Below are 17,759 nucleotides of genomic sequence, written 5' to 3'. Positions count from 1 at the left end.
TGGCAAGATAAGCAATAGCTTCATTTAGTAGGGGAAAGAAATCCCTCACTAATTAATATAAGGCTGTATTATTGATAAACTAAGCGATTTATATAAATAAACTACGTAGGAGAGGAAAAAATGGATCTTTTATTAACTATAATAGTAGGCTATCTTCTTGGATCAATAAGCTTTAGTTATATTTTTACAAAAAAGATAAAAAAAATCGATATACGTCAGCACGGAAGTGGCAATGCTGGAGCAACGAACACTCTTCGTGTGCTAGGGGTTGGTCCTGCAGTTGCAGTGTTATTGTTAGATGCCCTAAAAGGAATAGTAGCTGTACTTTTAGGCTACTTTTTTGGTGGCGAAGGGTTAGCGCCTGCTCTAGGTGGTTTAGCGGCTATTGTTGGTCATAATTGGCCAGTATTTTTACGTTTTAGAGGAGGTAAAGGAGTTGCAACAACAATAGGAGTATTAGCAACCCTTGTCTTTTGGCCAGCGCTTGCAGCTGGCATAATAGCTATTGTTTCGATTGTGGTAACAAGATTTGTTTCTTTAGGTTCATTACTATTTTTACTAGGTACAATGGTTCTTTCCATCGTATTTAGAGAATATTTTGATTATCCTGTTGAATATGTGTATTTATTAATTGCTGTTACTGCACTATCGTTTTGGAGACATAGAGCAAATATTATTAGGCTAATAAAAGGAAAAGAAAGTAAAATTGGCCAAAAAGTTAAGCAATAAGGAGTGAAAAAAATGGCTCAAATTGCAGTTGTTGGTGCAGGAAGTTGGGGAAGTGCGTTAAGTATTGTTTTAGCTGATAACAACCACCATGTTAAACTTTGGGGAAGAGATGAAAAGCAAATTCAAGAAATAAATGAAAGACATACTAATGAAAAATACTTACCAAATATTAATTTGCCAGAAAATATAAAAGGCTTTACCCGAATAAAAGATGCTATTGAGGGTGTTGAAGCCGTATTAATTGTTGTTCCTACAAAAGCCATAAGAAACGTTTTAGTGGAAATTCGCCAAAATTTAAAAAGTCCAGTAACGTTTATTCATGCTAGTAAAGGTATAGAACCTGACAGCTTAAAAAGAATTTCAGAAATGATTGAAGAAGAAATACCGCAGATAATAAGGAAGTCGGTAGTGGTATTATCTGGACCAAGTCATGCCGAAGAAGTAAGCTTACGTCAACCAACTACAGTAACTAGTTCTTCCATACAAATTAGCGAAGCGGAATATGTGCAAAATTTATTTATGAATCGTCATTTTCGGGTATATACAAATCCAGATTTAATTGGTGTTGAAATTGGTGGTGCTTTAAAAAATATTATTGCTCTAGGGGCAGGATTAACGAACGGGTTAGGTTTTGGAGATAATGCCAAAGCTGCACTTATGACTAGAGGATTAGCTGAAATTGCTCGACTAGGAATAAAACTAGGTGCTAACCCACTAACATTTGCTGGCCTTTCAGGGTTAGGTGACTTGATTGTGACATGTACAAGTGTTCATAGCCGAAACTGGAGAGCTGGGAATTTATTAGGGAAAGGTAAAACGTTAGAGGAAGTATTAACGAATATGGGAATGGCGGTAGAAGGGGTACGTACCACAAAGGCAGCTTTCCAGTTAGCTAAACGGGAAGGGGTAGAAATGCCAATAACCTCAGTGTTATATGATGTTCTTTTTAATGAGAAAAATCCTCAAATGGCTGTAGAAGAATTGATGGGACGTGTAAAAACTCACGAAGTAGAAGACTTAAGTTTATAGGTAGAAAAAATTGTCTATCTTATCAAGAAAATCTGTTTTTTCACAATAGTAGTAAATAAAATGGGTTATTGTCTCACATTGTTTTCCTATTTGCATATGATATGTTGAAACTTATTTTTAGGGAGGACAAAATAGTGGACAGAAACAATTCTTTTTTTGATAAGATTGAGAAGAAGACGAATGTTAAGCAAGAAGACATTTTTAACCTAGCTAATTCAGTTAGTGGTGCAAACTTTAAAGATGAGGAAACAGTTCGTAACTTAATTCGTCAAGTTGCTAAACTTGCTAATAAACCTGTTTCAAAAGAAAAAGAAGATGAACTTGTTAAGATGATTATTAATAACAATATGCCAATAGATTTTTCGTCTCTTGGAAAGATGTTTGGGAAAAAATAGATTTTTATAGGCAAGTGTTGTCTACGAGTTGTTCTATACATGCATATACTAAAACAGAACCAACATCAACAAGGGCTCTTTTTAGGATAATTAGTATTTAGCACATATACTAAAGAAAATGCCCCTTTCTTTAGTATTATTAAATGAAAGTGGATAAACTTCCCCTGATGGCTGCGAAGTCAAATGATGTTAGTTGTTTAGTAGTCTTTATTATTTAATGTTTTGATGGTTGTTTTCATGCAGCCATCTTTTTTTATGGTATCAGAATTTATAAATTTCTAATTTGGAAACTATCTAGCTCCAGGCGCCTACGAGCTCGGTCGCTTCAGTCAAGTTACTGACTTCAATGTCTTCTTGGATTACTTCGAAGCGGCTTTGCTCCTGCGGTTACTCGTCGCACAAAAAACAATTGCTCTTGAGCAAACGGAGTGGCACAGGAGCAGCTGCTCGTGACCAAGGCGCTTGCGCTTTTCTTGCAGTATCAGAATTTATAAATTTCTAACTTGGAAACTGTCTAGCTCCAGGCGCCATCGGCTCGATCACTTCAGACCTTCTCTTTCGGTCAAAAACCCGACCGCTACGAGCAGGTCTTCCAGTGTTTGTCGCCGATAGGCGGGCGCCTTGCGCTTTTCTTGCAGTATCAAAATTTATAAATTTCTAACTTGAAAACTGTCTAGCTTCAGCACCTACGAGCTCGGTCACTTCAGTCCTTTTCGGAAGCCAAAGAGCGGCTTCTGTCAAAGGCCTTCCAGTGCCTTTCGCTCGTGACCAAGGCGCTTGCGCTTTTCTTGTGGAAATTTACGACTAATACCAAACAGTAGTAATATTAGAGTAATGAGTGGAATTCATATTTTTAATAATTTAGCTTTTATAGCTAGGTTTAACTAAATTAGGTAATACACCTAAGTGGTGATGAAACTTTCATTAAACGATCAAAGAATAATAACCTGTGTTCATTTCTAGAGCATGGATGGATTTTTTACGAAATTGTAAAAAGATTTAATTAAATAGTTATATAAAGCCTCTATCCACATATATATACAAAAAGGAAGGGGGCTTTTTGTGCTATCGGAAAGGATGTTAAGTNGAATGTTTAGAGGGCTATCGTGCTTAATTTCAACATAATTTCTCTAATATTCGTTTAATGAATTTTTTGATAATTAAAAAGAAGCGACAATTCTATTACATATGAATAGATAGAATGAAGCTTTACTTTTTAATACGTAGAAGCCACATGCCATATAAAGATTGATAAACTAGCTCTAATCCAAAACGTAATTATTAGGTAAGTAGGTGATGAGTGTAAGAGGAAATAAACAAATTTCAATTAAATGAAATTTATCTTTTCAGAAACAAGTGTCATATTTATTGGACAACATCATAAGTATATATTGTCCGAGATTGTACCAATGTCAAAAGTGAAAGCTTCCACGATCTAGATCTATTCCTAAAAGGGTATCTAAAAAGTCGTGGATGTAATATTTTAACAAATGATCGGGAGGGGATCACGTGGAAAAGGTTGATATTTTTAAAGATATCGCTGAGAGAACGGGTGGCGATATTTATTTAGGAGTGGTGGGCTCCGTTAGAACAGGAAAGTCTACTTTCATAAAAAAGTTCATGGAATTAGTGGTCATTCCAAATATTCAAAATGAAGCTGAAAGAGCAAGAGCTCAAGATGAATTGCCTCAAAGTGCTGCTGGAAAGCAAATCATGACTACTGAACCTAAATTCGTCCCAAATCAAGCAGTAAAACTTCATGTGGACGAAGGTCTAGATGTTAATGTTAGAGTTGTCGATTGTGTTGGTTATACTGTTCCTGGTGCTACAGGTTATGAAGATGAAAATGGCCCTCGTATGATTAATACTCCTTGGTATGAGGAGCCAATTCCATTCCAAGAAGCTGCAGAAATAGGAACAAGAAAAGTTATTCAAGAACACTCTACTCTTGGTGTTGTCATTACAACTGACGGTACAATAGGCGAAATTCCAAGAGCTAATTATATTGAGTCAGAAGAAAGAGTTATTAACGAATTAAAAGAAGTTGGAAAGCCTTTTATTGTAATAGTAAATACAGTTAGACCACACCATCCTGAGACGGAAGCATTAAGACAGGATCTAACAGAAAAGTATGATGTGCCAGTTCTAGCATTGAGTGTAGAAAGCATGAAAGAACAAGATATTAATAATGTTCTAAGGGAAGTTCTTTTTGAATTCCCAGTACATGAAGTTAATGTGAATTTACCTAGTTGGGTAATGGTGTTAAAAGAGGAACATTGGTTACGTCAAAGTTATGAAGAATCCGTTCGTGATACTGTAAAGGATATTAAGAGACTCCGTGATGTTGATCGTGTCGTTGGTCACTTTGGGGAGTACGATTTTATTGATCATGCAAGTTTAGCTGGAATTGAAATGGGGCAAGGGGTTGCTGAAATAGACCTCTATGCACCGGACGATCTCTATGACCAAATTCTCAAAGAAGTTGTAGGAGTGGAGATACGTGGAAAAGATCATCTTTTACAGTTAATGCAAGATTTTGCTCATGCGAAATCAGAATATGATCAAGTAGCAGATGCTCTAAAAATGGTTAAACAAACGGGATATGGAATTGCGGCACCAACGATAAGTGATATGAGCTTAGATGAGCCCGAAATCATTCGACAAGGTTCAAGGTTCGGTGTTCGACTAAAAGCTGTAGCACCTTCCATTCATATGATCAAAGTCGATGTTGAAAGTGAGTTTGCACCAATAATTGGTACAGAAAAACAAAGTGAAGAGCTTGTTCGATATTTAATGCAAGACTTTGAAGAAAATCCACTTTCTATTTGGAACTCAGATATTTTTGGTCGTTCGCTAAATTCAATCGTACGTGAGGGTATTCAAGCAAAATTATCGTTAATGCCAGAAAATGCTAGATATAAGTTAAAAGAAACATTAGAAAGAATTATTAATGAAGGATCAGGTGGTTTGATTGCTATTATTTTATAATGGGTAGTAAAGTACAGAATAACTTTTTGTGAATAAATAAAATCTCTATTTCCATGTGACCTTTATTAATAAAGATAGACAAAATCAGCTATGAAAACACCTAGTTTAGTTTGGCTAATGAAAAAATCAATAATATCATAGAAAAAATAGGCTGTTGATTTTAATACAGTCTATTTTTTGTTTATTATCAATCTTTTATAAAATAATGATATTGAACTAACGATAAAAATATGGCTATACCTAATATTTCTAATATTTCAAAAGCTACTGTATTAAATTCTAGTTGTTGTTATTTGATAATAACACATAGATATGATAGAATTCCCTAAAATACTATAATTTTCTATAGAAATTAGTACATATATCGAGAAAAAAGTATTAAAATTGCAAGGAATTCAGTAAAACATATTGAATTATTACCAATCATCGTATAATATAAGGCTTGTTATTCAGTAATTTAAAAAAATAAGTATAAAATTTGCTAAAATGTGCAAGAAATTGAATAACATGAAATTTTGGGAGGAGGTGAAATTCCATGAACAAGACAGAACTAATAAATGCGGTTGCCGAGAAGTCAAGCCTTTCTAAAAAGGATGCTACTAATGCAGTGGATGCTGTGTTCGAAGCAATTACTGACTCTCTTCAAAGTGGGGATAAAGTTCAATTAATCGGATTTGGTAACTTTGAGGTGCGTGAGCGTGCAGCTCGTAAAGGACGTAACCCTCAGACAGGTGAAGAAATCGAAATTGCTGCTAGTAAGGTTCCAGCGTTCAAACCTGGTAAAGCCCTTAAGGATGCTGTTAAGTAATTAATACATATAGGGCAAGAAGAGTCGTGAATACGTCTCTTCTTTTTTCTTTTTACCAAGGGTTTAACAATTTGCTTTGATATGATCGCTATGCTATGATTTTTTTACAATATGTGCCTTAACAGGAGGAAAATTTGTCTTGAAAAAATTTGATCATCAAAAAATTGAACAAGCTGTTACAATGATACTTGAAGCTATTGGTGAGGACCCTACTAGAGAGGGATTATTAGATACACCTAAGCGAGTAGCCAAAATGTATGAAGAAGTATTTCAAGGTTTAAACCAAGATCCAAAGGAACACTTCGCTACTGTATTTAGCGAGGATCATGAAGAATTAGTTTTAGTAAAAGATATACCGTTTTATTCCATGTGCGAACATCATTTAGTTCCTTTCTTTGGTAAAGCGCATGTTGGGTATATACCAAAAGGTGGTAAGGTTACTGGCCTTAGTAAATTAGCTCGCGCAGTTGAAGCTGTAGCTAAACGACCTCAACTTCAAGAAAGAATCACTTCAACAATTGCAGATTCAATGGTTGAGACACTGCAACCTCTTGGAGTAATTGTAGTTGTGGAGGCTGAACATATGTGTATGACCATGCGGGGAGTTAAAAAACCTGGATCTTCAACTGTAACTTCAGCAGTTAGAGGTGCATTTGCTACTAATGCAGCAGCAAGAGCAGAAGTACTTTCATTAATAAATGCAAAATAATTTTTAGGGTGAATGTATCTTTTACATTCGATATATAAAAATATTAGTAGAACAATTTCATTTTATAGAACTACGATGCAGATGTTTTAAAAGTATTACATAGCGTCCTACTTATTAGTTGAGCAGTTATTGACAATAATAAATACTTGAGTAATAGTAGGTAGAGATACAATATAGTAGGAGGGGACTAAATTGGCGGGTAATGATGACTTTATTGTTATTAAAGCAAAAGAAAATGGTGTTAATGTTATAGGATTAACAAGAGGAACAGATACACGCTTTCATCACTCTGAAAAGCTAGATAAAGGAGAAGTGATGATCGCTCAATTTACTGAGCACACTTCTGCAATAAAAGTTCGTGGTAAAGCTATTATTCAGACGAGCCATGGTGAAATTGAGACAGATGTTTAAAGCAGGGCTGAGCCTGCTTTTCTTTTTTTAAATAGATAAAATTTAGCTATAAAAATTTTTTTTTAAAAGACCTTATAGTATTATTAAATGAGTGAATTTCTTTATTATCATAACCGGGCTGTGAAAATCTACATTTAATTCTAAACGGTTCAGCTAAAACTAGATATAGTCCTTAGTGGTGTGAATAATGAATTATGAATTTCATTAAAATACAAGAAGAATTTTTGACAGGTAGGAAAGTATATATTTTTAACGTTGAAATTTGTCTAGCTTAAGCGCCTACGAGCTCGGTTACTTCATTCCTTTTCGGAAGCCAAAGAGCGGCTTTGCTCTTGAGCAAACGGAGTGGCACAGGAGTAGCTGCTCGTGACCAAGGCGCTTGCGCTTTTCTTGCAGTATCAGAATTTATAAATTTCTAACTTGAAAACTGTCTAGCTCCAGGCGCCATCGGCTCGATCACTTCAGTCAAGGTTCTGACTTCATGACTTCCTGGATTGCTTCTTTGATGATGCTTCATGCTACTTTGCTTCGAGGAAGCCTACTTCGAAGCATTGCTGTCAGACGCAGAAGCACATAGATTGCGGTCAAAGAGCAGACCGCTACTTGCCGACCTTCCAGTGTTTGTCGCCGATAGGCGGGCGCCTTGCGCTTTTCTTGTTTGGAAGGCTGACTACTTCTTCACTTACTAGCAACAGCCATTTTCTATTTTTGGCAATTCGGATTTATTTGTTTATAGGTTATTGACAGGTAGATGGAATATACATAATTCGTATTAAATAATATTTAAATAATAATTTCTTTCACGTGTTTTATTTCATACCGTACTAAAGCAATATTAAACTTAGGTGAGTTGAAAGAATCTCAAGCTTTATCCTTCTTTTGAAGTTATGTTATACTAGAAGTGCTTTTATTTACTACAATAAATTATTTATATATTTTTAGTTGTTAATAAGTTAACTTTTAAGGGAAAATTGTTTTGCTTTCTGGGGGACTATAGATGATTTTAATAAACTACTTTGAAGATGAAATAAAGGAAATCAAACAACGTTTTTTTCAAAGGATCAAACATCCTTATATGAATAAATTTATTATTGAACCAGTTTTAGATGATGATAGGTTATTCCTACTATATTCGATGCTTTCTGAAAAAAAACTTGAAAAAGAGTGTATCAACACTTATATTATTACAACACTTCTAGTCCAAGCGGCTTTAGATACTCATGAAACAATCTCAATAGGTAAGCTTAGTTCTGAAAAAGATATAAAGGAAAGACAGTTAACAGTTTTAGCTGGGGATTACTATAGTAGCCTCTACTATTACTTATTAGCAAAAATGAACGATATCTCTATGATTCGTGTATTAGCTAACTCTATTCAAGAGATTAACGAATGTAAAATGAACATTTATAAAAAAAATCATCAAAATATCTCGAAATATATAGAAGATATAAAAATTATCGATTCATCCCTTATGCAAAGAATTGCTGAACACTTTAATTTACAGAAATGGCAATCAATTACTAGTGAATTTTTCTTTTTAAAACGTATCATTAGTGAGAGAGGCGAATTTCTTAATGGTCATAAAGCTCCACTAATTGATGTGATTTTAAATGATAAGAAAACAAAAGAGTTACCTGGAGAATCTGGTGTGAAATGCAGTTTAGATCTATGTGACAATTATATTTTTCAAACTAGGTTGAAATTAACAGAGTTATGTAAGCAGCCATCACCGCTAAACTCGTTTGTAATAGAGAGAATTAATCAAATGGTTTTAGAGGCGGGTCTATTAAAAGAAAAAGTTGCGGAAGAAGGTTAGAAAAAAGTGCAATCAAAAGAAGAACGCGTACACCAAGTCTTTGAGGCCATTTATAAAAAATATGATAAGATGAACTCAATCATTAGTTTTCAGCGTCATGTTGCCTGGCGTAAAGACACAATGAAACGTATGAATGTACAAAAAGGGAGCAAAGCTTTAGACGTTTGCTGCGGAACGGCTGATTGGACCATTGCTTTAGCTGAAGCTGTTGATTCTGAAGGAAAAGTGTATGGTTTAGATTTTAGTAAGAATATGTTATCGATCGGTAAGGAAAAAGTTAAATCGCTACCGCAAGTAGAATTAATTCATGGAAATGCAATGAAATTACCCTTTGAAGACAATCAATTTGATTTTGTAACCATTGGATTTGGGTTAAGGAATGTACCCGATTATATGCAAGTTCTTAAAGAAATGAATCGTGTCCTGAAACCAGGTGGGAAAGTTGTTTGTTTAGAAACCTCGCATCCTACAGCTATAGGCTTTAAACAAATTTACTTTTTATATTTTAAATTTATTATGCCTTTGTTTGGAAAAATATTCGCCAGAAGCTTTGATGAGTATTCTTGGCTTCAAGAATCTACTATGGCATTCCCAGATAAAGAAGAACTGGCAAAAATGTTTGAAAAAGCAGGATTTAATAACGTAGAAATTAAATCGTATTCAGGTGGAGTAGCTGCCATGCATCTTGGAGTGAAATAACAGGAGAGACTGGAGAGCGAATTGTGATTAAAAAAATAAATATAATCCTTGAAATGATAAAATTTGAACATACCATATTTGCATTACCTTTTGCGTTTTTAGGTGCATCACTAGGCGCGTTGGTGATAAATGGTAGTTGGCCAACTGCATCACATTGGTTATGGATCACATTGGCTATGGTAGGCGCTAGAAGTGCTGCCATGGCTTTAAATCGTGTTATTGATGCCAAAATTGATAGAGCAAATCCTAGGACAAAAAATCGGGCAATCCCTGCAGGATTAATTTCCAATCTTGAGACTACAGTTTTTATTATTGTTTCTTTTGCGTTACTGTTTTATTCAGCTTTTCAGTTAAATATGTTGGCTGTATATTTATTGCCTATTGCTGTTTTCTTTTTAGTGGTTTATTCATATACAAAACGATTTACTTGGGCTTGTCACCTGGTGTTAGGGGTAACAATTGGGATTGCTCCTCTAGGGGGATGGGTTGGTGCGACAGGTACATTAACCATTGATGCTCTTGTCTTGTTCTTAGCGGTTGCACTATGGATTGCTGGATTTGATATTATCTACGCTACCCAAGATGCTAATTACGATAAAAGTGTACATTTATATTCAATTCCAAGCTACTTTGGAATTGAAAAAGCTCTATTAATTGCTAGGGGAATTCACCTACTAAGCTTTATTTCCTTTGCAGGCTTATATGTAATTATACCTATGCATTGGATTTATTTAATTGGTGTACTTATTGCAGGAATTATTATGGTTTATGAGCATTCATTAGTAAAACATGATGACCTTTCTAAAGTAAATGTTGCATTTTTCACCATGAACGGAATATTGAGTATGGTTATGCTTGCATTTACGATTGGAGCGTTAATATTATGAGTAATCCTAAAATTTTTACAGTTGGAATTACTGGGGCTAGCGGTGCTGTGTATGGCATCCGACTTGTACAAGAACTATTAAAAGCAGACTATGGTGTACATTTAATTATTACCGAAGCAGGCTGGCAAGTGATGAAAGAAGAACATCAATTTGATACGAGTGATCGTGAAAAGTTAATTAATAAACTTTTTTCTATGGATAGTGGAAAATTATACTATCATACGCTAAGAGATTTTACAGCGCCAATTGCTAGTGGGTCTTATCGAAACGAAGGCATGGTAGTTATTCCTTGTTCAATGGGCACCTTATCAAGTATTGCTAATGGAACTTCCTCTAATTTGCTTGAGCGAACGGCTGATGTGATGCTTAAAGAAGGAAGAAAGTTACTATTAGTTCCTAGGGAAACTCCTTTTAATCAAATTCATTTAGAAAATTTGTTACAGGTTTCTAAAGTAGGTGGGAAAATAATCCCTGCAATGCCAGGTTTTTATCACCAACCTAAGTCAATGGATGATTTAATAAATTTTGTCGTTGGTAAAGTGCTTGATAGTATAGGTGTTGATCATCAACTTTTCACCCGATGGGGGGATTAAAATGAGTTTAGTTGTTGGAGAAATTTCTTATACAAATATGCTTCCGTTGTACTATTATTTAGATAGAGATTATTTGAATAAATTAGATTGTCTGTTTATTCCTCAAATTCCATCTCAGTTAAATGAAGGTATGTCAAAAGGTATCATTGATGTTGGAGGTATATCCTCATTTTCTTACGGAGAACATGTTGATAAATATACAATCTTACCCAATCTATCAGTATCAGCCCCTAATAGTGTTGGCTCAATTTTTCTTTTCTCTAAGGTGCCTATTACACAATTAGATGGAAAAAAGGTAGCACTTACGTCTAGTTCAGCAACATCAGTAAACCTATTAAAAATTATCTTACAATCTTTTTATGAGTTAAATCCTGAGTACACGGTTATGACACCGGATTTCGAGGAGATGCTTGCTGACCATGATGCTTGTTTGTTAATTGGTGACGATGCTATATTTACACTATGGAACCTTGCATCTCATATTCACCGCTATGATTTAGGACAACTTTGGTATGAACATACAAAATTACCTATGACATTTGCAGTACTAGCGATACGTAACGATATTTTACAAACAGAAGCATATCGAATTAGTGCATTATACGATGGCTTCATAACAAGTAAGAATAAATGTATTGAAAACAATTATGAAGAAATGATATCCTCAATCAGAAAAGACTTTGGGGGATCAAAACGCTTCTGGATTGATTATTTTAATGGTTTAAGTCACGATTTTACAGTAAGACAACAAGAGGGACTTTATAAATACTATGATCTAGCTACTGAATTAGGTTTATTAAAAAAAGTAAATACAATAAAATTATGGAGTGCAATTGACCATTGTCATTCCATTTGATATTAAGGTGGAGAGCATGAAGTTAACGGATATTTATTGGCATTTACGCTCTGACATAGCAAAAATAGAGAAAGAACTTGAGTCAACAATTGATGCAAACCACCCTGTCCTAAAAAAGGCTTCTATACACCTTTTAAAAGCAGGAGGTAAGCGAATTAGGCCAGTTTTTGTTCTGTTGGCAGGTAAATTTGGTAATTACGATATTGAAAAAATTAAACAAGTTGCTGTGCCATTAGAATTAATCCATATGGCATCCCTCGTTCATGACGATGTTATTGATGATGCGGAATTAAGGAGAGGGAAAAAAACAATAATGTCGAAATGGGATAACCGTGTCGCAATGTATACTGGTGATTATATTTTTGCAAGGGCAATTGAGATGACAACAAATTGTGAAAAACCAGAAGTTCATCAAATCTTATCAGACGCAATGGTAGAGATGTGTATTGGTGAAGTAGAACAAATTAGAGATCAATATAATTGGAATCAAAACTTAAAGATATATTTGAGAAGAATAAAACGTAAAACAGCGATATTAATTGCTGTTAGTTGTAGACTTGGGGCCTTGGCTGTTGATGCACCTAGAGAAGTTCAGTTAAGTTTATACCGTTATGGTTATAACGTTGGTATGGCTTTTCAAATTACCGATGATATCTTAGACTTTATTGCGACTGAAAAAGAACTAGGGAAACCAGCTGGCAGTGATTTGCAGCATGGGAATGTAACATTACCGGCTCTTTTTAGTATGAAAAATGATGAGGTGCTTCGTTCTTATATAATAAACATAATAAATGGGGACAAGCCAGAAAAAAAAGAAATGGAAGAGATTATTTCTTCTATTAAACAGGCTGGAGGAGTAGATTATTCATTTGAAATGAGTGATCGCTATTTAAATAAAGCGTATAAGGAACTAGAAAATCTTCCGGATTTTCCTGCTAAAGAATCTTTTTATCAAATTGCAAAATATATCGGGACAAGAAAATACTAAGGGATAAGAGAATTGACAAGGCATATACATTTAGGTATGTGTCTTTCTTTTATAATCAGAATTTATAAATTTCTAACTTGGAAACTGTCTAGCGCAAGCAGCCTACGAGCCCGGTCAAGCAACAGACTTCAATTACTGCTTGAGATCCTTCTACGATTAGCTTCATGCAGCTTTGCTCCTGCGGTTACTCGTCGCACGAAAACAATTGCTCCTGCGGTTACTCGTCGCACAAAACACTGCTTCGAGTAAGCTTGCTACGAAGCTATGCTAGAAGACGCAGAAGCACGTTAACGTAAGAAGCCAAAGAGCGGCTTCTGTCAAAGGCCGCCCCAGTGAAGCTACTACTTGGATTACTTCGAAGCTGCTTCGCTCTTGAGCAAACGAAGTGGCGCACGAGCAGCTGCTCGTGACCAAGGCGCTTGCGCTTTCTTATGATATTACCTATATACATTAACAATATGACAGTGTTGAAAAAGATTTGTATATTTGTTATAATTGACATTATTGGTTATTATTCCTTGGAGTTTGTTCTCATAGTTGTATTCTTGAATCCTTAACACTTGGATTCGAAGTTCATGGTTATATACATATTCAGAGAGTGAGGTATGTTAACATGGAAAGAACTTATTTAATGGTAAAACCTGATGGGGTACAAAGGAATTTGATAGGGGAAATTGTTTCAAGGTTTGAGAGAAAAGGATTTCAACTAGTAGGCGCGAAAATGTTAACGGTTACAAAAGAGGTCGCTGTAATACATTATGCTGAACATAAAGATCGCCCATTTTTTGAAGAGTTAGTTGATTTCATTACTTCTGGACCTGTTTTTGCAATGGTATGGGAAGGTGAAAATGTAATAAAAGCAGCACGAGTGATGATGGGGGCGACAAATCCTGCAGATGCTCTGCCTGGAACGATTCGTGGTGACTATGCTACAAAAAAAAGCATGAATGTAATTCACGGGTCTGATTCACTGGAGAGTGCAGCTCGAGAAATAAGTATCTTTTTTAAAGAAGATGAATTAATTACGTACGAAAAAACAATTCGTCCGTGGGTATAAAAGTTTTATAAGTTTAACAATGAGCTAGGCATGTTGCTTAGCTTTTTACTTTGCTGTATGTACGAAGTTTAACTAGTAACTATAAGTAAATTATGATATAAAGAAATAAATATTATTTTATTCCATTTAGGTACTTACATTTAGTAAGTTTGTTTTAGTTTTTACCTGATAAAAAGGAGAAAGTGTAATGGGAGATTATTGGGGGTTTATTGAAAATATAAAGAAAAAAACAGGAATAGACTTATCCCTATATAAAGAGGCGCAAATGAAACGAAGGCTTACTTCATTAAGGGATAAACGAGGATATCACGACTTTACTACATACTTTCAAGCAATGATCAAAAATCATGAGCTATTTGATGAGTTTTTAGAAAGAATGACAATTAATGTGTCTGAATTTTACCGTAATCCTAAGCGGTGGGAAATTCTTGAATCAAAAATACTACCTCGACTTTTAGAAACTAATAAACGATTAAGAATATGGAGTGCAGCTTGCTCTACTGGTGAGGAGCCTTATACACTCGCAATGATCATTTCTAAGTTAGCTCCACGCTCAAACGTTACTATTTTAGCAACAGATTTAGATAAGGTAATACTAGAAAGAGCGAAAGTGGGGTTATATACTGATCGTTCAATAAAAGATGTGCCAAAAGAAATGTTTAATAAACATTTTGATAATGATGGAATGGGATATCGAATAAAAGATGATTTGAAGAAAATGATTACCTTTAGACAAGGGAATCTTCTTTCAGATAGGTTTGAAAACGATTTTGACTTAATCGTTTGTCGAAATGTTATGATTTATTTTACCGAAGAAGCAAAACATGAACTATATCATAAATTTTGCAAAGCACTTCGCACAGATGGAGTTCTTTTTGTAGGAAGTACTGAGCAAATTTTTAACCCAGTTGAATATGGATTTGCTACTGAGGACACGTTTTTTTATAGAAAGAAAATTTAATAAATAATACTATGCTAGGCCACTAGTCAATGCACCGCCCACCTATTTATTTGGATTTTTTTTAGGGTAAAAGCCACCCGCCTCTAAGCGTAGTGTAGGTGGGATTTTCCGATGTTTCAGCTTGCTGAAACGAGTTCGCTTAATCATCTTTGGTTTTGAGGTGAGGAGTTATTTAAACAAGAGTGGGATATAGTAATATAGATGGTAGAAACTATAAAAAGTAAAATAGTGATATATTTTTATGAGTAAGGTTAATCTATAGGTTAACCTTTTTCTAATAGAAAATTCTTTGAGTTAACAGTGTAAACGGTACATAGGAGCAAGTGGAACGTAGTTGTCATTTAATGACTAGTTTATTTCTAAGACGTCTTAGAAAATTTTTATAATATAAAATATGTGAAATAGCTTGAAAAAAGAAAAAGTTTTCTTAATAATAAGACAAAAGACGAAAAAGATGTTATAATTTAGCACATAAAAGCGCTAAAGATTTTAAGGAGGAACCAAATAATGAGATACTTAACTGCAGGTGAGTCGCACGGACCACAATTAACGACAATAATAGAAGGGGTTCCCGCTCAATTAACTCTGGAGAGACATGATATTGATGCAGACTTGGCAAGGCGACAAAAGGGGCATGGTCGTGGTAGAAGGATGCAAATTGAAAAAGATCAAGTGAAAATCACTAGTGGTGTTAGACATGGAAAAACAACAGGTGCGCCAATTACTTTAATAGTTGAAAATGATGATTGGAAGCATTGGACAAAAATTATGGGAAGCGAGCCTTTAGAAATTGAATTAGATCAAGACGATATTAAGCGGAAAATTACTAGACCTCGTCCTGGACATGCTGATTTAGTAGGGGCATTAAAATACAATCATCGTGATATGAGGAATGTTCTAGAGAGGTCTTCTGCTAGAGAAACTACGGTACGTGTTGCTGCCGGTGCAGTTGCTAAAAAACTATTATCGGCTTTTGGAATAAAAGTTGGAAGCCATGTATTAGAAATCGGTGGAGTGAAAGCCCACGATGTTGAATATAAATCAATTGAAGATTTACAAGAACGCTCTGAAAATTCACCTGTACGTTGTTTGGATCTTGCAGTAGAAAAGCAGATGATGGACGCTATTGATAAAGCAAAAAAAGATGGAGATTCAATTGGTGGGATCGTTGAGGTAGTAATTGAAGGAGTTCCTGTCGGCCTAGGAAGCTACGTACAATATGATAAAAAATTAGATGCAAAAATTGCTGGTGCTGTCATGGGAATTAATGCTTTTAAAGGCGTAGAGGTAGGAATAGGTTTTGAAGCAGCTAGAAAACCAGGTAGTCAAGTACATGACGAAATTGAATGGAATAAAGAAGATGGCTATAGTCGCAAAACAAATAATATGGGTGGATTCGAAGGTGGCATGACTAACGGTATGCCAATTGTCGTAAGAGGAGTTATGAAGCCTATTCCCACTCTTTATAAACCGTTACAAAGTGTAGATATTGATACAAAAGAATCTTTCGAAGCAAGTATTGAACGTTCTGATAGTTGTGCAGTCCCTGCTGCTGCTGTAGTAGCTGAAGCATGTGTTGCATGGGAAGTTGCCGCAGCGTTATTAGAAAAATTCGGAAGTGATTTCGTTGATGAAATTAAAGAAAATATTAACCGTTACGAAGATCGGGTGAAAAATTTCTAATGGAAAAATTGATGATTGAAACAAGCTCTAAACAGTATCCACTATTTATTGGTGAAGACTTGCGGTTAGAAGTGGGGAAAGTACTTTCTAAGTTACTTAAATCAACAGTCACATCCATCCTAATTATCACGGACGATAAGGTTGCTTCACTTTATTTAGATGATGTAAAAACATCATTAGATGAGTATAAACACGTTTATGAATATATTATCCCTAGTGGTGAGGCTTCCAAATCATTTCAAAACTATTATGAAATCCAAGGATTTGCTCTTGAGAAAGGATTGGATCGTCGCTCATTAATTATTGCTCTAGGTGGTGGTGTCGTCGGTGATTTAGCCGGTTTTGTGGCAGCTACATTTATGAGAGGAATCCCTTTTGTTCAAGTACCAACTACTTTGTTAGCTCATGATAGTAGTGTAGGTGGAAAGGTAGCGATAAACCATCCATTAGGTAAGAACATGGTTGGAGCATTTTATCAACCTGAAGCAGTAATTTATGATACTACAACATTACAATCATTACCCGAGCATGAATGGCGTTCAGGTTTTGCTGAAGTAATAAAACACGGATTCATTTGGGATAAAGAGTTTTTAGAGTGGCTGAAAATAAATATTGATTGTTTTTCTAAAATAAATGGTCAATTAGCTACACAACTGTTAAAAAGGTCTATATCAGTAAAAGCCGAAGTGGTTAAAGAAGATGAAACAGAAAAAGGAATCCGTGCTTATTTAAATTTTGGTCATACGTTAGCCCATGCAATAGAAACGAAACTTGGCTACGGTAAGATTACCCATGGTGAAGCGGTAGCTATTGGAATGTTGTTTGCACTAAAAGTGAGTGAACAATACTATAAAAATAATTTAGACATTGCTCATGTTAAGGATTGGTTTGAAAAATACGGTTATGATGTACAAATACCTTCACAATTAACTGCTGAAGAGTTGATTGAAGCGATGAAAAAAGATAAAAAATCTGAAGAAGGTATTATTAAAATGGTTCTGTTACAAGAAGTTGGAAACTCAAAGGTTGTTTCTGTTTCGGAAGAACAACTAAGGGCATTACTTGGTTAATGAATTTTTCTCTTTAAATTGAGTGTGTCATAATAGGAAATTCTACCTTTTTCATTTCTAATAATATCTGAATATAAAAG

17 protein-coding genes are annotated in these 17,759 nt (G+C 34.9%); all 17 read left to right on the top strand.

Going from position 1 to position 17,759, the window contains the following annotated elements:
• Positions 1 to 120: 120 nt before the first annotated feature.
• The 17 genes from plsY to aroB all read left to right on the top strand — a co-directional run bounded on the left by plsY (position 121) and on the right by aroB (position 17,679).
• Complete coding sequence (gene plsY, locus BKP37_RS07520) at positions 121 to 729, top strand: glycerol-3-phosphate 1-O-acyltransferase PlsY (protein ID WP_071308992.1); 609 nt, start codon at positions 121 to 123, stop codon at positions 727 to 729.
• Between the two features lie 12 nt (positions 730 to 741).
• Positions 742 to 1,758: an NAD(P)H-dependent glycerol-3-phosphate dehydrogenase gene (locus BKP37_RS07515; protein ID WP_071308991.1), complete on the top strand. Its 1,017-nt coding sequence runs from the start codon at positions 742 to 744 to the stop codon at positions 1,756 to 1,758.
• A gap of 101 nt (positions 1,759 to 1,859) precedes the next feature.
• Positions 1,860 to 2,153 (top strand): stage VI sporulation protein F, encoded by a 294-nt coding sequence (locus BKP37_RS07510; RefSeq protein WP_071309043.1) that lies wholly within the window; start codon positions 1,860 to 1,862, stop codon positions 2,151 to 2,153.
• A gap of 1,509 nt (positions 2,154 to 3,662) precedes the next feature.
• Positions 3,663 to 5,141, top strand: coding sequence for a stage IV sporulation protein A (spoIVA, locus tag BKP37_RS07505; RefSeq protein ID WP_071308990.1), 1,479 nt, complete (start codon positions 3,663 to 3,665; stop codon positions 5,139 to 5,141).
• Between the two features lie 535 nt (positions 5,142 to 5,676).
• On the top strand, positions 5,677 to 5,949 hold the full coding sequence (locus BKP37_RS07500; protein WP_071308989.1) for an HU family DNA-binding protein: 273 nt from the start codon (positions 5,677 to 5,679) through the stop codon (positions 5,947 to 5,949).
• Positions 5,950 to 6,088: 139 nt separating this feature from the next.
• Entirely contained in the window at positions 6,089 to 6,658 is a 570-nt protein-coding gene (gene folE / locus BKP37_RS07495) for a GTP cyclohydrolase I FolE (RefSeq protein ID WP_071308988.1), read from the top strand.
• 192 nt (positions 6,659 to 6,850) lie between these two features.
• Positions 6,851 to 7,069, top strand: coding sequence for a trp RNA-binding attenuation protein MtrB (gene mtrB, locus BKP37_RS07490; protein WP_071308987.1), 219 nt, complete (start codon positions 6,851 to 6,853; stop codon positions 7,067 to 7,069).
• Between the two features lie 997 nt (positions 7,070 to 8,066).
• On the top strand, positions 8,067 to 8,885 hold the full coding sequence (locus BKP37_RS07485) for a heptaprenyl diphosphate synthase component 1 (RefSeq protein ID WP_071308986.1): 819 nt from the start codon (positions 8,067 to 8,069) through the stop codon (positions 8,883 to 8,885).
• 6 nt (positions 8,886 to 8,891) lie between these two features.
• Positions 8,892 to 9,584 (top strand): demethylmenaquinone methyltransferase, encoded by a 693-nt coding sequence (locus BKP37_RS07480; protein WP_071308985.1) that lies wholly within the window; start codon positions 8,892 to 8,894, stop codon positions 9,582 to 9,584.
• 23 nt (positions 9,585 to 9,607) lie between these two features.
• On the top strand, positions 9,608 to 10,471 hold the full coding sequence (locus BKP37_RS07475) for a UbiA-like polyprenyltransferase (protein ID WP_084034586.1): 864 nt from the start codon (positions 9,608 to 9,610) through the stop codon (positions 10,469 to 10,471).
• On the top strand, positions 10,468 to 11,064 hold the full coding sequence (locus tag BKP37_RS07470) for a UbiX family flavin prenyltransferase (RefSeq protein ID WP_071308984.1): 597 nt from the start codon (positions 10,468 to 10,470) through the stop codon (positions 11,062 to 11,064). The genes BKP37_RS07475 and BKP37_RS07470 overlap by 4 nt, the downstream gene beginning before the upstream one ends.
• A gap of 1 nt (position 11,065) precedes the next feature.
• On the top strand, positions 11,066 to 11,920 hold the full coding sequence (locus BKP37_RS07465; RefSeq protein ID WP_084034585.1) for a menaquinone biosynthesis protein: 855 nt from the start codon (positions 11,066 to 11,068) through the stop codon (positions 11,918 to 11,920).
• A 16-nt stretch (positions 11,921 to 11,936) separates the two neighbouring features.
• On the top strand, positions 11,937 to 12,908 hold the full coding sequence (gene hepT, locus BKP37_RS07460) for a heptaprenyl diphosphate synthase component II (RefSeq protein ID WP_071308983.1): 972 nt from the start codon (positions 11,937 to 11,939) through the stop codon (positions 12,906 to 12,908).
• 613 nt (positions 12,909 to 13,521) lie between these two features.
• Positions 13,522 to 13,965 (top strand): nucleoside-diphosphate kinase, encoded by a 444-nt coding sequence (gene ndk / locus BKP37_RS07455; protein ID WP_071308982.1) that lies wholly within the window; start codon positions 13,522 to 13,524, stop codon positions 13,963 to 13,965.
• A gap of 187 nt (positions 13,966 to 14,152) precedes the next feature.
• Positions 14,153 to 14,926: a CheR family methyltransferase gene (locus BKP37_RS07450; RefSeq protein WP_071308981.1), complete on the top strand. Its 774-nt coding sequence runs from the start codon at positions 14,153 to 14,155 to the stop codon at positions 14,924 to 14,926.
• A gap of 507 nt (positions 14,927 to 15,433) precedes the next feature.
• The gene (aroC, locus tag BKP37_RS07445) at positions 15,434 to 16,609 is read left to right on the top strand and encodes a chorismate synthase (protein WP_071308980.1); all 1,176 of its coding nucleotides are present in this window, start codon (positions 15,434 to 15,436) and stop codon (positions 16,607 to 16,609) included.
• Entirely contained in the window at positions 16,609 to 17,679 is a 1,071-nt protein-coding gene (aroB, locus tag BKP37_RS07440; protein WP_071308979.1) for a 3-dehydroquinate synthase, read from the top strand. The genes aroC and aroB overlap by 1 nt, the downstream gene beginning before the upstream one ends.
• The last annotated feature ends 80 nt before the right edge of the window (positions 17,680 to 17,759 follow it).

This window comes from Anaerobacillus alkalilacustris, from assembly GCF_001866005.1.
In the GTDB taxonomy this organism is placed as follows: Bacteria; Bacillota; Bacilli; order Bacillales; family Anaerobacillaceae; genus Anaerobacillus; species Anaerobacillus alkalilacustris.
This window is presented reverse-complemented; position numbering and strand designations above follow the sequence as displayed.

Bases quoted from the DNA above. Each gene is read 5' to 3' on its own strand.
- plsY (WP_071308992.1), top strand. From the start codon at position 121: ATGGATCTTTTATTAACTATAATAGTAGGCTATCTTCTTGGATCAATA.
- BKP37_RS07515 (WP_071308991.1), top strand. From the start codon at position 742: ATGGCTCAAATTGCAGTTGTTGGTGCAGGAAGTTGGGGAAGTGCGTTA.
- BKP37_RS07510 (WP_071309043.1), top strand. From the start codon at position 1,860: ATGTTGAAACTTATTTTTAGGGAGGACAAAATAGTGGACAGAAACAAT.
- BKP37_RS07500 (WP_071308989.1), top strand. From the start codon at position 5,677: ATGAACAAGACAGAACTAATAAATGCGGTTGCCGAGAAGTCAAGCCTT.
- BKP37_RS07485 (WP_071308986.1), top strand. From the start codon at position 8,067: ATGATTTTAATAAACTACTTTGAAGATGAAATAAAGGAAATCAAACAA.
- BKP37_RS07470 (WP_071308984.1), top strand. From the start codon at position 10,468: ATGAGTAATCCTAAAATTTTTACAGTTGGAATTACTGGGGCTAGCGGT.
- BKP37_RS07465 (WP_084034585.1), top strand. From the start codon at position 11,066: ATGAGTTTAGTTGTTGGAGAAATTTCTTATACAAATATGCTTCCGTTG.
- hepT (WP_071308983.1), top strand. From the start codon at position 11,937: ATGAAGTTAACGGATATTTATTGGCATTTACGCTCTGACATAGCAAAA.
- ndk (WP_071308982.1), top strand. From the start codon at position 13,522: ATGGAAAGAACTTATTTAATGGTAAAACCTGATGGGGTACAAAGGAAT.
- BKP37_RS07450 (WP_071308981.1), top strand. From the start codon at position 14,153: ATGGGAGATTATTGGGGGTTTATTGAAAATATAAAGAAAAAAACAGGA.
- aroC (WP_071308980.1), top strand. From the start codon at position 15,434: ATGAGATACTTAACTGCAGGTGAGTCGCACGGACCACAATTAACGACA.
- aroB (WP_071308979.1), top strand. From the start codon at position 16,609: ATGGAAAAATTGATGATTGAAACAAGCTCTAAACAGTATCCACTATTT.